The sequence below is a fragment of the Pseudomonas sp. AMR01 genome, assembly GCF_041946035.1.
GTDB lineage: Bacteria > Pseudomonadota > Gammaproteobacteria > Pseudomonadales > Pseudomonadaceae > Aquipseudomonas > Aquipseudomonas antarctica_B.
On sequence record NZ_JAUTYR010000017.1, the window covers coordinates 1 to 15,019 of the forward strand.

Annotated in this window: 13 protein-coding genes; 7 read left to right on the forward strand and 6 right to left on the reverse strand. The window is 60.4% G+C overall.

The window, feature by feature from the left end; all coding sequences use genetic code 11:
* Window positions 1–225: 225 nt before the first annotated feature.
* Window positions 226–1,722 carry a CoA-acylating methylmalonate-semialdehyde dehydrogenase gene (locus Q7C20_RS16220; RefSeq protein ID WP_375068697.1) on the reverse strand — a complete coding sequence of 499 codons (1,497 nt, stop codon included), beginning with the start codon at window positions 1,720–1,722 and terminating at the stop codon, window positions 226–228.
* A gap of 39 nt (window positions 1,723–1,761) precedes the next feature.
* Entirely contained in the window at window positions 1,762–3,111 is a 1,350-nt protein-coding gene (locus Q7C20_RS16225) for an aspartate aminotransferase family protein (RefSeq protein ID WP_375068699.1), read from the reverse strand.
* 125 nt (window positions 3,112–3,236) lie between these two features.
* On the opposite strand from Q7C20_RS16225, the gene Q7C20_RS16230 reads away from it, so the two are divergent.
* The 6 genes from Q7C20_RS16230 to Q7C20_RS16255 all read left to right on the forward strand — a co-directional run bounded on the left by Q7C20_RS16230 (window position 3,237) and on the right by Q7C20_RS16255 (window position 9,267).
* The gene (locus Q7C20_RS16230; protein ID WP_375068701.1) at window positions 3,237–4,157 is read left to right on the forward strand and encodes a LysR family transcriptional regulator; all 921 of its coding nucleotides are present in this window, start codon (window positions 3,237–3,239) and stop codon (window positions 4,155–4,157) included.
* An 88-nt stretch (window positions 4,158–4,245) separates the two neighbouring features.
* Window positions 4,246–5,640: a uracil-xanthine permease family protein gene (locus tag Q7C20_RS16235; RefSeq protein WP_375068703.1), complete on the forward strand. Its 1,395-nt coding sequence runs from the start codon at window positions 4,246–4,248 to the stop codon at window positions 5,638–5,640.
* An 87-nt stretch (window positions 5,641–5,727) separates the two neighbouring features.
* Window positions 5,728–6,387 (forward strand): TetR/AcrR family transcriptional regulator, encoded by a 660-nt coding sequence (locus Q7C20_RS16240; RefSeq protein ID WP_348061757.1) that lies wholly within the window; start codon window positions 5,728–5,730, stop codon window positions 6,385–6,387.
* A 12-nt stretch (window positions 6,388–6,399) separates the two neighbouring features.
* Entirely contained in the window at window positions 6,400–6,981 is a 582-nt protein-coding gene (locus Q7C20_RS16245; protein ID WP_375068705.1) for an IMPACT family protein, read from the forward strand.
* Between the two features lie 56 nt (window positions 6,982–7,037).
* Window positions 7,038–7,724, forward strand: a complete 687-nt coding sequence (locus Q7C20_RS16250; RefSeq protein ID WP_348061759.1) for an SDR family oxidoreductase — start codon at window positions 7,038–7,040, stop codon at window positions 7,722–7,724.
* Window positions 7,725–7,908: 184 nt separating this feature from the next.
* Window positions 7,909–9,267: an 8-oxoguanine deaminase gene (locus tag Q7C20_RS16255; protein ID WP_375068708.1), complete on the forward strand. Its 1,359-nt coding sequence runs from the start codon at window positions 7,909–7,911 to the stop codon at window positions 9,265–9,267.
* Window positions 9,268–9,402: 135 nt separating this feature from the next.
* Here Q7C20_RS16255 and Q7C20_RS16260 read toward each other — a convergent pair whose 3' ends face one another.
* On the reverse strand, window positions 9,403–10,494 hold the full coding sequence (locus Q7C20_RS16260; RefSeq protein WP_375068710.1) for a calcium:proton antiporter: 1,092 nt from the start codon (window positions 10,492–10,494) through the stop codon (window positions 9,403–9,405).
* A gap of 193 nt (window positions 10,495–10,687) precedes the next feature.
* Here Q7C20_RS16260 and Q7C20_RS16265 point away from each other — a divergent pair, with 193 nt between their 5' ends.
* Window positions 10,688–11,641 carry an adenosine deaminase gene (locus Q7C20_RS16265; RefSeq protein ID WP_043051475.1) on the forward strand — a complete coding sequence of 318 codons (954 nt, stop codon included), beginning with the start codon at window positions 10,688–10,690 and terminating at the stop codon, window positions 11,639–11,641.
* A 117-nt stretch (window positions 11,642–11,758) separates the two neighbouring features.
* On the opposite strand, the gene Q7C20_RS16270 is transcribed toward Q7C20_RS16265, so the two are convergent.
* From Q7C20_RS16270 to Q7C20_RS16280, 3 genes are all read right to left on the reverse strand, one after another.
* Entirely contained in the window at window positions 11,759–13,129 is a 1,371-nt protein-coding gene (locus Q7C20_RS16270) for an MFS transporter (protein ID WP_375068713.1), read from the reverse strand.
* 85 nt (window positions 13,130–13,214) lie between these two features.
* Window positions 13,215–13,925: an ArsR/SmtB family transcription factor gene (locus tag Q7C20_RS16275; RefSeq protein WP_375068714.1), complete on the reverse strand. Its 711-nt coding sequence runs from the start codon at window positions 13,923–13,925 to the stop codon at window positions 13,215–13,217.
* A 132-nt stretch (window positions 13,926–14,057) separates the two neighbouring features.
* Window positions 14,058–14,987: a LysR family transcriptional regulator gene (locus Q7C20_RS16280; protein ID WP_375068716.1), complete on the reverse strand. Its 930-nt coding sequence runs from the start codon at window positions 14,985–14,987 to the stop codon at window positions 14,058–14,060.
* Between the last annotated feature and the right edge of the window lie 32 nt (window positions 14,988–15,019).

Consider the following 15,019-nt stretch of genomic DNA (forward strand, 5'->3'; position numbering starts at 1 on the left):
CTACCAACTCCTTCTGGGCTTCGATGAACTGAAGCAACTCGCTGTCGAATCTCGCATAACTCTTTGTTTACCAAGGAATTTTCCGTTTCGACTGCGCCGGAAGTGGGGCGAATTATAGACTTCCAGAATCTGCCGTCAACTTCTTTTTTCACATTTCTGTCATATCGATCAAAAACACCCCAAAAACGCAAAAGCCGGCCCCAAGGGGCCGGCTTTCAGCTCGCCTTACGACAAGCTGGGGAAAGCAAACTGCGACGCTTCATGGCTGGCACGCTGCGGCCAACGCTGGGTAATCGCCTTGCGACGGGTATAAAAACGCACCCCATCCGGCCCATAGGCATGCAAGTCGCCAAACAGCGACCGCTTCCAGCCACCAAAGCTGTGATACGCCACCGGCACCGGCAGCGGAACGTTAACCCCCACCATGCCCACTTCGATCTCGTCACAGAACAGGCGCGCCGCCTCACCGTCACGGGTAAAGATGCACGTACCGTTGCCGTACTCGTGATCGTTGATCAGTTGCATCGCCGCTTCCAGGCTGTCCACCCGCACCACGCACAGCACCGGTCCAAAGATCTCTTCCTTATAGATACGCATCTCAGGCGTCACGCGATCAAACAGGCTGCCACCCAGGAAGAAACCCTCTTCATGGCCGGCCACGCTCAACCCTCGACCGTCCACTACCAGCTCGGCGCCGGAAGACACACCGTCTTCTATATAGCCACTGACTTTATCCCGCGCCTGCCCAGTGACCAACGGCCCCATGTCCAGACCGCAGGAGGTGCCCGCACCAATCTTCAATGCCTTGATCTGTGGCACCAGCTTGGCGATCAACGCATCAGCCACCTGGTCACCTACGCACACCGCCACCGAAATCGCCATGCAACGCTCACCGCAGGAACCGTACGCCGCGCCCATCAAGGCACTTACCGCGTTATCCAGGTCGGCATCCGGCATCAGCACCGCGTGGTTCTTCGCCCCACCCAGCGCCTGCACACGTTTGCCGCGCTTGGTCGCTTCGGAATAGATGTACTCGGCAATCGGCGTCGAGCCCACAAAGCTCAAGGCTTTCACCTCTGGCGCTTCGATCAAGGCATCCACAGCACCTTTATCGCCATGCACCACGCTCAGCACGCCTTTGGGCAGACCGGCTTCCTGCAGCAATTGCGCAATCAGCAGCGTCGAGCTCGGGTCACGTTCCGAAGGTTTCAGGATGAAACAGTTACCGCAGACAATCGCCAGCGGGTACATCCACAACGGCACCATCGCCGGGAAGTTGAACGGTGTAATACCCGCCACCACGCCCAATGGCTGGAAGTCCGACCACGCATCAATGTTCGGCCCAACGTTGCGGCTGTACTCGCCCTTGAGGATTTCCGGCGCCGAGCACGCATATTCCACGTTCTCGATCCCGCGCTTCAACTCACCCGCGGCGTCTTCAAGGGTCTTGCCATGCTCTTCGCTGATCAACTGCGAGATGCGGGCTTCGTTCTGTTCCAGCAATTGCTTGAAACGAAACATCACTTGGGCACGCTTGGCTGGCGGGGTATTGCGCCAAGCAGGAAAAGCCGCCTTCGCCGCGTCGATTGCGCTTTGAATGGTTTCACGGCTGGCCAGCGGCACCTGGTGAATCACCTTGCCGGTGGATGGGTTGTACACATCGGCACTACGGCCGGTATCGCTGACCATCTGGCCATTGATCAAATGCTGGATGAGGCTCATGCAGGGCTCCTGAAAAATTGTTCTATATAGAAGGCGTCATCAGTCGATCTTGTTCAGCACTTCGCCGACCGCGTCGAACAAACGATCCAAGTCTTGCGGCTTGCTGTTGAAGGTTGGCCCGAACTGCAGAGTGTCACCGCCAAAGCGCACATAGAAACCGGCTTTCCACAGCGCCATGCCGGCCTCGAATGGACGCACGATCGCATCACCGTCACGCGGGGTGATCTGGATCGCACCCGCCAGGCCGTAGTTACGAATGTCGATCACGTTTTTGCTGCCCTTCAAGCCATGCAGCGCATTCTCAAAGTGCGGCGCGACTTCGGCCACGCTCTGCACCAGGTTTTCCTTCTGCAGCAGGTCCAGTGCGGCCAGGCCTGCCGCGCAAGCCACCGGGTGCGCCGAGTAGGTGTAGCCGTGGGGGAATTCCACCGCGTATTCAGGCGTCGCCTGGTTCATGAAGGTTTGATAGATCTCACTGCTGGCAATCACAGCGCCCATCGGAATCGCGCCGTTGGTCACTTGCTTGGCGATGCACATCAGGTCCGGGGTCACGCCGAAGCTGTCGGCACCGAACATCGAACCCGTACGGCCGAAACCGGTGATCACTTCGTCGAACACCAGCAAGATGTTGTACTGGTCGCAGATTTCGCGCAGACGTTTCAGGTAACCCTGCGGTGGCACCAGCACACCCGCAGAACCGGCCATCGGCTCAACGAATACCGCCGCGATATTCGAAGCGTCGTGCAGTTCGACCAGCTTGAGCAGCTCATCGGCCAGCGCGATACCCCCCAACTCCGGCATACCACGGGAGAACGCGTTACTCGCCAGCAAGGTGTGCGGCAGATGGTCAACGTCCATCAAGCCTTGACCAAACAGCTTACGGTTACCGTTCACGCCACCCAGGCTGGTACCGGCAATGTTCACGCCGTGATAGCCCCGGGCGCGGCCGATCATCTTGGTCTTGGTGGCTTGGCCCTTAAGGCGCCAGTACGCACGCACCATCTTCACCGCGGTGTCGGCGCACTCGGAGCCGGAGTCGGTGAAAAACACGTGGTTCAGGTTGCCCGGGGTCAGGTCAGTGATCTTTTCCGCCAGTTGGAACGACAACGGATGACCGTATTGAAAGCCCGGAGAGTAGTCCAACGTGCCCAGTTGCCTGGAGACCGCTTCCTGGATTTCCTTGCGCGTATGCCCGGCGCCGCAGGTCCACAGGCCCGACAACGAGTCATACACCTTGCGCCCCTTGTCATCGGTCAACCAGCTCCCCTCGGCGGCCACGATCAGGCGCGGGTCACGCTGGAAGTTACGGTTGGCGGTGTAAGGCATCCAGTGGGCGTCCAACTTCAGTTGGCTGGCCAGGGACGCAGGGGCGTTTTCGGGCATGTTCATCAGCAAAACCTCGCAGAGCAAAAGGCCGCGTCGGGATTGAAACGCGTTGTTGCAGCTAAATTGCCACGGCGATAAAGTCGGTGAAATTCAACTCTTCTAACCTTCAGTCAGGTCTTCACTAAACTATGAGCAGCCGTCGACCCGATTCCCTCGCCCAAGTCAGCGACTTCGATATTCGCCTGCTGCGCATCTTTCGCAGCGTGGTGGAATGCGGCGGTTTCTCGGCAGCAGAGACGGTGCTCGGCATCGGCCGTTCGGCAATCAGCCAGCAGATGAGCGACCTTGAGCAGCGCCTTGGGTTAAGGCTGTGCCAACGCGGCCGCGCCGGGTTTTCCCTGACCGAAGAAGGCCGCGAGGTTTATCAATCGGCGCTGCAGCTATTAAGTGCGCTGGAAAGCTTTCGCACCGAGGTCAACGGCCTGCACCAGCATTTGCGCGGCGAACTGATCATTGGCCTCACCGACAACCTCGTCACCCTGCCCCACATGCGCATCACCCATGCCCTCGCACAATTGAAGGAACGTGGTCCGGACGTGCAAATCCAGATCCGCATGATCGCCCCCAACGAAGTCGAACAAGGCGTACTCGACGGCCGCCTGCACGTCGGCGTGGTGCCTCAAGCCAGCGCCTTGTCAGGCCTGGAATATCAACCGCTCTACAGCGAACGCTCGCTGCTCTATTGCGCGGTCGGTCACCCGCTGTTTTACGCCGACGACAAACAACTGGACGACCCGCGCATCGACAGCCAGGACGCCATCGCCCCGACCTTCCGCCTGCCCGGCGACATCCAGGCGCATTACCAGGCACTCAACTGCACCGCCAGCGCCTCGGACCGCGAAGGCATGGCGTTTCTGATCCTCACCGGCCGCTATATCGGCTACCTGCCCGATCACTACGCCAGCCTGTGGGTGCAACAAGGCCGACTGCGCGCGCTGAAACCGGCTACACGTTTTTACGACTTAAGCCTCGCATCGGTCACGCGCAAGGGCCGTCGCCCTCATTTGGTGCTGGAGAGTTTTCTGGAAAGTCTGGCCGCAACGCGCTAGCACTGGCCCTCACTAAAACTTGAGCACGTGGACAGCTTTTTGCAAGGAGGCTACCCACCTTGAACTGTCCGCCTCGAGTTTGCCCGCCATGCCACCAGAATCGTCCAGCCCCAGCGAACTGATATACGGCCTCAACGACCGTCCGAAACCCCTGCCCGCTACACTCGCCGCCCTGCAACATGTGCTGGCCGCGTTTGTCGGCATCATCACGCCACCGCTGATCATCGGCTCCACCTTGGGCCTGAACGCCCACCTGCCGTACCTGATCAGCATGGCATTGATGGTTTCCGGTGTAGGCACCTTCATCCAGGCGCGTAGGCCATTCGGCATAGGCGCCGGAATGATCTGCCTGCAAGGCACCAGCTTTGCGTTTCTCGGCGCGGTGCTGTCGGCGGGTTTTCTGGTCAAGCAACGCGGCGGCAGCCCGGAAGACATCATGGCGATGATCTTTGGCGTGTGCTTTTTCGGCGCGGCAGTGCAGATCGTACTGAGCCGGTTTATCGGGCAACTGCGCCGGGTGATCACGCCCCTGGTCACCGGCATTGTGATTACGCTGATCGGCATCAGCCTGATCAAGGTTGGCATCACTGACCTCGGCGGCGGCTTCAACGCGCCCGACTTCGGCGCGCCGATCAACCTGGGGCTGGGTGTATTCGTGGTGCTGACCATCATCCTGCTTAACCGCTCGAACACCCCGTGGGTACGCCTCTCGGCAATCATCATTGGCCTGGCCCTTGGCAGCCTCGCGGCGTGGCTCAGCGGCAAACTGGTGCCCCAAGCCCTGCCCGACTTGCCGTTGATCAGCCTGCCAGTCCCGTTTCGCTTCGGTTTCAACTTCGACTGGAGCGCCTTCCTGCCCATCGCGCTGATTTATCTGATCAGCAGCATCGAAACCGTCGGCGACCTCACCGCCAACTGCATGATCGCCCGCCAACCCATCAGCGGCCCTTCTTATATAAGCCGGCTCAAGGGCGGCGTACTCGGCGATGGCGTGAGTTGCATGATCGCCGCCACCTTCAGCGCCTTCCCCAACACCACCTTTGCGCAGAACAACGGCGTGATCCAGTTAACCGGCGTGGCCAGCCGTTACGTCGGCTTATATATAGGCGTGCTGCTGTTTTTCCTCGGTTTGTTTCCGTTGATTGGCGCGGTGCTGCAGCAAATCCCCAAACCGGTGCTGGGCGGCGCCACATTGGTGATGTTCGGCAGCGTTGCCGCAGCGGGCGTACGCATTCTCGCCCAGGCGCCGCTGGACCGGCGCAGCATGCTGATCATCGCCACCTCATTCGGCGTCGGCCTGGGCATCGCCGCCCAACCCGATTTGCTGCACTTGATGCCAAGTCTGGTGAAAAACCTATTCGATTCAGCCATCACCAGCGGCGGCCTGACCGCCATTGTGTTGTGCCTGTTGTTGCCGGAAGCCAAAGCGCCCCACGTTGCCGCAAACAGCGTGTCGGAAAGCGACACACTGGAACCGCTTTAACGGTTTTATTGCATCAGGACTTGTCTGAGGCTTGAGGGTGGGTTATCTGTGCACACGTCGTCTTTATCGATCAGCACGGAAACCTCCATGAGCCTCGAAGTTCCTGCCCACAGCAACCACGCCGGTAAACCCGCCAGCCGCATTCGGCAAAAGAACGAACAAGCGATTCTCCAGGCTGCTGAAGATGAGTTCGCGCGCCATGGCTACAAAGGCACCAGCATGAACACCATTGCGTCGAGTGCCGGGCTGCCCAAGGCGAATCTGCATTACTACTTCACCAACAAGCTGGGCCTGTATATCGCGGTGCTCAGCAACATCCTCGAACTGTGGGACAGCACCTTCAACGCACTGACCGCCGAGGACGACCCGGCCGTGGCCCTCGCCCGCTACATCCGCACCAAGATGGAATTCTCGCGGCGCCACCCGCAGGCCTCGCGAATCTTCGCCATGGAGATCATCAGCGGCGGCGAATGCCTCACCGAATATTTCAGCCAGGATTACCGTGCCTGGTTCAGCGGCCGGGCGGCCGTATTCCAGGCCTGGATCGACGCTGGCAAGATGGACCCCATCGATCCCGTGCACCTGATTTTCCTGCTGTGGGGCAGCACCCAGCACTACGCCGACTTCGCCACCCAAATCTGCCGCGTCACCGGTCGCACCAGGCTGACCAAGCAAGACATGGAAGACGCCGGCACCAACCTGATCAACATCATCCTCAAAGGCTGTGGCATCAAGCCCGCCTTATAAACGAAGCGACTTATGCCTTTTACGCTTACCGGCCTTTGCGAATTTCGTGAAGAAATACGCAAAAGCCGCTTCATCACCCTCGCCGCGCCCATTACCAGCGCGCAGGACGCCCAGGCGTTTTTCGAGCAACACAGCGACCTGAATGCCACGCACAACTGCTGGGCCTGGAAGCTGGCCGACCAGTACCGCAGCAATGACGATGGCGAACCCGGCGGCACCGCCGGGCGGCCGATTCTGGCGGCGATTGAAGCCCAAGGCTTTGATCAGGTCGCGGTGCTGGTGATCCGCTGGTACGGCGGCATCCAGTTGGGCACCGGCGGCCTGGCCCGAGCTTATGGCGGGGGCGCGAATAAATGCCTGCAAAGCGCTGAACGCATCGAGCTGATCAGCCGCGTGCCGCTGAGTTGCGCCTGTGGGTTTTCCGAACTGAACCTGGTGAAACTGCGCGTTGCCGAACTCAGCGGGCTGGTGGTGGAAGAAGTCTTCACCGCCAACGGCGTGGAGCTGCAACTCGCACTCGGCGAAGCCCACATCGACACCCTGCAAACCCAACTGGCCGACCTCAGCCGTGGGCGCATCCTGCTGCAACGCTGAAACTGTTACTGTTGTTTACTGCACTCCCTGAACCGCGACTCTAAAGGAAGCTATTCATGCCTACGCCAAAAACCGCACTGATCATCGGCGCCTCGCGCGGGCTGGGCCTTGGCCTGGTCAAACAATTGCTCAAGGACGGCTGGGACGTGACCGCCACCGTGCGCGACCCGAACAAGGCTGATGCACTGAAAGCCGTCGGCCCGGTACAGATAGAGAAACTGGACATGGACGATCAGCAAGCCGTGATCGCCCTGAGCCAGCGCCTCAAGGACCGCACCTTCGACCTGCTGTTCGTTAACGCCGGCGTCAAAGGCCCGGCCAACCAGGAACCGGGCCACGCCACCCTGGCGGAAGTCGGCCAGCTGTTTTTCACCAACGCCGTGGCGCCGATCAATCTGGCGCAGCGTTTTGCCGGGCAGATCCGCAAAGACAGCGGCGTGTTGGCGTTCATGAGTTCGGTGCTGGGCAGCGTAACCATCCCGGACGGTTCGGACCTGGCGCTGTACAAGGCCAGCAAGGCCGCGCTCAATTCCATGACCAACAGTTTCATCACCCAACTTGGCGACCACAAACTGACCGTGCTGTCGCTGCACCCGGGCTGGGTAAAGACCGACATGGGCGGTGAAAACGCGCACATCGACGTCGACACCAGCGTGCGCGGCCTTATCGATCAGGTGAATGCCTACACCGGCAAAGGCGGCCACCACTTCATCGACTACAAGGGCGACACCATCGCCTGGTAAACCCTCGGTCCACTGTGAGAGCGGGCTTGCCCGCGATGATCTCAAGAGCACCTCACTCCCACAGCTAGACCCGCCCCCTAACTGCACGTAATCTACCCCCTCGCCCTCACCGGCGACCCTGGATCAGCAGACAGGGCAACACTGAGCTGGCAAACCTGAACCCATCATTCAGAGGAGCCGGCCAATGCCTGCGACCCGTATCTGGTTAAAAAACCCCCTCGCGATTTTCACTGCCAACGGCGCCGATGCCCGTGGCGGTCTGGTGCTGCAAGACGGTGTGATCACCGAACTGCTGGGTTGGGGACGCGAGCCCGCCGTGCCTTGCGGGCAAGTGTTCGACGCCCGCGAACATGTGATCCTTCCCGGCTTGATCAATACCCACCACCACTTCTACCAAACCCTGACCCGCGCCTGGGCGCCGGTGGTCAACCAGCCGTTATTCCCGTGGCTGAAAACCCTGTACCCGGTGTGGGCGCGGCTGACCCCGGAAAAACTCGCGCTGGCCTCCAAAGTTGCCCTGGCCGAATTGCTGCTCTCGGGCTGCACCACAGCAGCAGATCACCACTACCTGTTCCCCGACGGTCTGGAAAACGCCATCGACGTGCAAGTCGAAAGCGTGCGTGAGCTGGGCATGCGCGCCATGCTCACGCGCGGTTCCATGAGCCTGGGCGAAGCAGACGGCGGCCTGCCGCCCCAGCAAACCGTGCAACAGGGCCACGTAATCCTCGAAGACAGCCAGCGCCTGATCCGCGAGTACCACCAACGCGGCGACGGTGCGCAGATCCAGATCGCCCTCGCCCCGTGCTCGCCGTTTTCGGTCACCCCGGAAATCATGGAAGCCAGCGCCGAGCTGGCCAACAGCCTCGACGTGCGCCTGCACACCCATTTGGCAGAAACCCTCGACGAAGAAGACTTCTGCCTGCAGCGCTTCGGCTTGCGCACCGTGGACTATCTCGACAGCGTCGGCTGGCTCGGCCCGCGCACCTGGCTGGCCCATGGCATTCATTTCAACCCGGATGAAATCGCGCGCCTGGGCGCCGCGGGCACCGGTATCTGCCATTGCCCGAGTTCGAATATGCGTTTGGCTTCGGGCATCTGCCCGACACTGGATTTGCTCGCTGCCGGCGCACCTGTTGGCTTGGGCGTGGACGGCTCTGCCTCCAATGACGCGTCGAACATGATCCTCGAAGCGCGCCAGGCGCTCTACATTCAGCGCCTGCGGTACGGCGCGGAAAAGATCACCCCCGAAGGCGTGCTGGGTTGGGCAACCAAGGGGTCGGCGCAGTTACTGGGGCGCACGGACATTGGTGAATTGGCCGTAGGCAAACAGGCCGACCTGGCGCTGTTCAAGCTGGATGAGCTGCGCTTTTCCGGCAGCCATGACCCGATTTCGGCGCTTTTGTTGTGCGGCGCTGATCGTGCGGATCGGGTGATGATTGCAGGCAAATGGCGCGTCATCGACGGCCAGGTGGAAGGTCTGGACCTCAAAGGCCTGATCGCCGATCACACCCAGGCCGCCCGCCAGCTGATCGCCGGAACCTAAGCCAGGCATAGATCCAAATGTGGGAGCGGGCTTGCTCGCGAAGACGGTGTGTCAGTCAGCACATGTATTGACTGATTCACCGCCTTCGCGAGCAAGCCCGCTCCCACACTAGTCTGCGGCGCTCATGAAATCCGGTTACAACCCCAACAGGGACAACATGATAAACGTCGCAAACAACACAAAATGCGTCATCCCTTCAATGGCATTGGTTTCACCATCATTGAGGTTGATCGCACTCACAATCAGCGTGATAAACACCATCACCGTCTGCACTGGCGTCATCGCCATCTGAAAAGGCTGGCCGGTATAAAGCGCCATGGCTTCCATCACCGGCACCGTCAAAATCACCGTCGACAACGACGCGCCCAAGGCAATATTCACCACCGATTGCATGCGGTTAGCTAATGCCGCGCGCAACGCAGTCAGAATTTCCGGCGCCGCCGAAATGGCCGCCACCACAATCGCCGTGATCACCGGCGGCGCGCCCGTGCCTTCCAGGCCCAGGTCCAGGGTTTTCGACATCACCTCGGCCAGCGCACCAATCACCACCACCCCAAACACCAGGGTGCCGATCGAGAACGCCAGGTTGACCGCAGGTTCCTGCGCTTCTTCAGGCTGTTTCTTGCGACGTTTTTCCGGGTAGCTGTAACTGAAGAAATAACTGTGCGGCCCCACCTGCATGCGCAGGAACAGGGTATAGAGCACCACCATCGCGCCAATGGTGAAGGCAGAGTAAATTTTCCAGTCGGCCTCGGGGATAAATTCCGGCACCACCATCGATACGCCCATCGCCGTGAGGATCATCACGCTGTAGGTACGCGCCGAGTCGTCGTTGTAGGACTGTTCGCCGTGCTTGATGCCGCCCATCAGCGCGGCCAGGCCGAGGATGCCGTTGATATCGAGCATCACCGCCGAATAAATCGTGTCGCGCACCAGGGTCGGCGATGGTTCGTTGCTCATCATGATCGCCAGGATCACCACTTCCACCAACACGGCGGCGAGGGTCAGGATCATGGTGCCGTAGGGGTCACCGACTTTTTCCGCGAGTTGCTCGGCGTGGTGCGCCACGCGCATCGAGGCGATGACGATAAAACCAATCAGTGCGACGCCAGCCAGCAGCGCCACCATTTGCCCGCTGTGCAGCATCCAGTGCTCCAACGGATAGGCGGCGATGGCGGCAATCAGCGCCAGCAGCATGAATTTTTCTTGCTTGAGGGATGTGAGCATTACGGGCCTTTTTGTGCAGCAAATCAGTCATTGATGGGGTACAGACTGCACAGCGCCGCTAACGTTTCGTTACACCTTAGTTCACGCCGCCCTTGCGTGAATAAATCGAATACTCTCCTGCTGGTCAGGTTTTGCCGATTATTTCAGCCATGGCCTGTAGAATGCCGCCATTGCACCTGATGAGAATTTAGAAATGTACGATTGGCTCAACGCCCTGCCCAAGGCTGAATTGCACCTGCACCTGGAAGGCTCGCTGGAGCCTGAGCTGCTGTTCGCGCTGGCTGAACGCAACAAAATTGCACTGCCGTGGAACGACGTCGAAACCCTGCGCAAGGCCTACGCCTTCAACAACCTGCAAGAGTTTCTCGACCTGTATTACAAAGGCGCCGACGTGCTGCGCACCTCCCAGGATTTCTACGACCTGACCTGGGCCTACCTGCTGCGCTGCAAAGCACAGAACGTGATTCACACCGAACCGTTCTTCGACCCGCAAACCCACACCGACCGTGGCGTGCCGTTTGAAGTGGTGCTTAACGGCATCGCCGCCGCGCTCAAAGATGGCGAGCAGCAACTGGGCATCACCAGCGGTTTGATCCTGAGCTTCCTGCGCCACCTGAGCGAAGCCGAAGCCGAAAAAACCCTCGACCAGGCGCTGCCGTTTCGTGACGCGTTTGTGGCCGTGGGTCTGGACAGTTCGGAAATGGGTCACCCGCCGAGCAAGTTCCAGCGCGTGTTCGACCGTGCCCGTCACGAAGGCTTCCTCACCGTGGCCCACGCCGGCGAAGAAGGCCCACCGGAATACATCTGGGAAGCCATCGACCTGCTGAAAATCCAGCGCATCGACCATGGCGTGCGCGCCATCGAAGACGAGCGTTTGATGCAGCGCATCATCGACGAGCAAATCCCGTTGACCGTGTGCCCGCTGTCCAACACCAAACTGTGCGTGTTCGACGACATGGCCCAGCACAACATCCTCGACATGTTGGAGCGCGGCGTGAAGGTGACAGTCAACTCGGACGACCCGGCGTACTTTGGCGGTTATGTAACCGAGAACTTCCACGCGCTCTACACCAGCCTGGGCATGACCCAGGACCAGGCCAAACGCCTGGCGCAGAACAGCCTGGATGCGCGGCTTGTAAAACCATAACCCGCACTCACTAAATGAATGCAGTCTGTCAGTTGATGAATATGTGACTGACAGACCGCATTCGCGAGCAAGCCCGCTCCCACACAAGCCAGCTCCCACACTGGTTTGTATTGGCCGTTAAATGTCGGTGAGTTCTTCCAGGGTCTTGCCCTTCGTCTCCATCCCGAACACCCACACCACCACCGCCGCCACGGCAAAACACAGCGCCCCCAGCGCAAACACCCCGCCCTGCCCCGTCATCGGAAACACCAGCCCGGTCACCAGCGGCCCCAGCAACGAGCCAACCCGGCCAATTGCCGATGCGAACCCGGAACCGGTCGCCCGCGCCGAAGTGGGATACAGCTCCGGCGTGTAGGTGTACAGCACCGCCCACATGCCAAACAAAAAGAACTGCATCAGCAAGCCAGACGTAATCAGCAACCCCACGTTGCCGCCAAACACCGCACTTTGCCCATACAAAAACGCCATCACGCCGCCGCCGAGCAAGGTCACGACGCACACCGGTTTACGCCCCCAGCGCTCCACCAGCCACGCCGCCATCAGGAAGCCGGGAATGCCGCCCAGGGAAATAATCACCGTGTAATACACCGACTGGGTCACGGCAAATCCCGACTGTTGCAACAGCGCGCTCAGCCACGACGTCAGCCCGTAGAACCCGAGCAGCGCGAAAAACCACACGCTCCAGATCATCATCGTGCGCTGGCGATACTGCGGCGACCACAGCTGATGAAACGCCGAAAAAAAAGTCCCCGGCGTGCTCTCCACCCGTGGCAAACCGATCGGCTCCGGCAACTCAGTACGCCCCAACGAGTCGCGCACCTTCTGCTCAATCCCCAGCAATACCTTGTCGGCCGCGTCATGCCGCCCGGCCTGTTCCAGCCAGCGCGGCGACTCCGGGATAAAAAATCGGATCGCCAGCACAAACACCGCTGGCACTGCCAACACCAGGAAGATGTCGCGCCAGCCGATCACCGGCAGCAGAAAATACGACAGCACACCGGCCGCCACGAAGCCCAACGGCCAGAAGCCGTCCATCAAGGCGATATAACGCCCGCGCCCTTTCGCCGGGATCAGCTCCGACAACATCGATTGCGCGATGGGAAACTCCATGCCCATGCCGATGCCCAGCAGGATGCGAAACAGCGTCAGCATCTCCACCGTCTGCGCGGTGGAGCACAGGTAGCTGGCGATGCCCCACAACACGATGCTCCACTGAAACACCGGCTTGCGCCCGAAGCGGTCCGCGAGCATCCCCGACAATGAGGCACCCACCACCATGCCGAAAAAACTCGAACTGGCGAGCAAACCGGCCTGGGCCGTGCTCAGGCCGAATTCGGTTTTTATCGAGCCCAACAGGAAGGTCATCATCGCCAGGTCCATGGAGTCGAAAAAAAACGCCAGGGCGATGATGATGAAAATGATTCGGTGGTAGCCGCTGATGGGCAACCGTTCCAGCCGTTCCGCTGCGCTATAGCCTGTCGTACCCATGCCGCATCCCCCTGAGTGAAAAATCCCCAAAGCGAGTGTGCGGCATCGTTTTGCCCTGTAATTGCTGGATGCGACCTGACCGAAACTATGAACGACTCAAAGGGCAGTGATCAGGCGCGGCGAGCCGATTGATTTCCCATAGACCGAGGTCTGTCACCGATAAGGCGCGGGACTCGTTTGTGGCGCTGACCCAGTTCGATTGTAAAAACAGCTGCAACAGCCCGGCGCCCAACGCGCCCCCCAGATGCGGTTGCTGCTGGCTCCAATCGAAACAATCGCAGACCAAAGGCGAGGTCAGTGCCTGGGTAAAAATACCCAGGCCCGCCAGTTTCTGCGCGCCCCTGACGCTGACATCGGTGCGCAGTTCATGACGCTCGATCCATCCCGCCGCCAGCATTCGCTGGTACAGCCCCGCTGCCAGCTCACCGCCCAGGTGCCCCTGGCACAACCGGGCGTGACGCAACGGCTGCGGTGCGATCAAGGCGGGCGGTGCAGCCTGGGGTGTGCGCCGTATTGCACTGGCCACTGTGGTAATGGCCAACGCGTCAATCGCGGCGCTGACATCGGCAGCCGCCACACGAAACAGCCGCTTGCCGCGCCGCGCCTCGGTGCGCAACAAACCGCCACCGGTGAGCCGCGCCAAATGTGCATTGGCCGACGCTGAGGACAACCCGGCGACCGTCGCCAACTCCTCTGAGGACTTTGCCGAACCGTCCATCAAGGCCCAGAGCATGGCGGTGCGCTTGGGCTCGGCGAGCAAGCTGGCGATCTGACTGATGCATGGTGCTGCTTCCATGGTTTCACTCCCTGTTAATCATTGGTCTGTGCGGTCTGCGCCAGAGTATAGGGGCGCAATTCGCCAGTTCCGCGCGGTCTTACAGCGTGGATAGGGACAGGAGCTGAGTGAAATTTCCGGCTTTGGTGGAGGCTATTGCGGCGTGTTCAATCGTTCCGGCCAGAGCGCAGTCAACGTCGCACAACGGGACACGAGCATTTCCCGCAACAGGTTGATGGGTTTGCTTAATTGCGCACGGTGGGCGCAGAGCAAATTCAGCGGCGTACGCTCGCCCCGCAACTCCGGCAGAATGACCCGCAAGCGCCCCGCCAGCACGTCGGCACTCACGTCCAGCCACGACTTGTAGGCAATGCCCACACCCGCCACTGCCCAGCGGCGCACCACGTCCGCGTCATCACTGAACCGGTCGCCGGTCACCGTCAGGCTGACGTCGCGCTTGCCGTCGTGAAACCCCCAATGGTCATGCACGCGGCTGCCGAGCATATACAGCAGGCAATTGTGTTGGGCCAGTTGCTCCAGGTGGCGGGGCTCGCCATGGCAGGCGAGGTAGCTGGGGGCCGCGCACAGCACGCGAACATTCTCCGGGGCGATGGGCAGCGCGATCAGGCTGGAGTCTTCGGGCTCGCCATAGCGCAGGGCGATGTCCACCGGCTGGCGGAAAAGGTCGGCAATGCGGTCGCCCAGCAACAAGCGCACGCTCAGTTGCGGGTGCTCCCGCTGGAACTCATCCAGCCACGGCAACAACTGGTTGCGGCCGAAGTCTGAGGGTGCCGACAGTTGCAGCACGCCGCTGACATTGTCCTGACCGCTGGCCAATAAGCGCCGCCCTTCATCCAGCGAACTCAGGGCGGCGCGGGCATATTCGAGGAACCCCTCGCCTTCGGCAGTCAAGCGCAGGCTGCGGGTGGAACGCGCCAGTAAACGCGCGCCCAATTGCTGTTCGATTCGCTTGAGCGCCGCGCTGGCAACCGCAGGCGACAAGTCCATCACTCGCGCGGCCGCCGACAAACTGCCCAAATCCGCCGCGCGCACAAACAACTGTAAATCGTCAAAACGCAGCACTCTGCACACCCATTATCAAAATTTCATTGAAA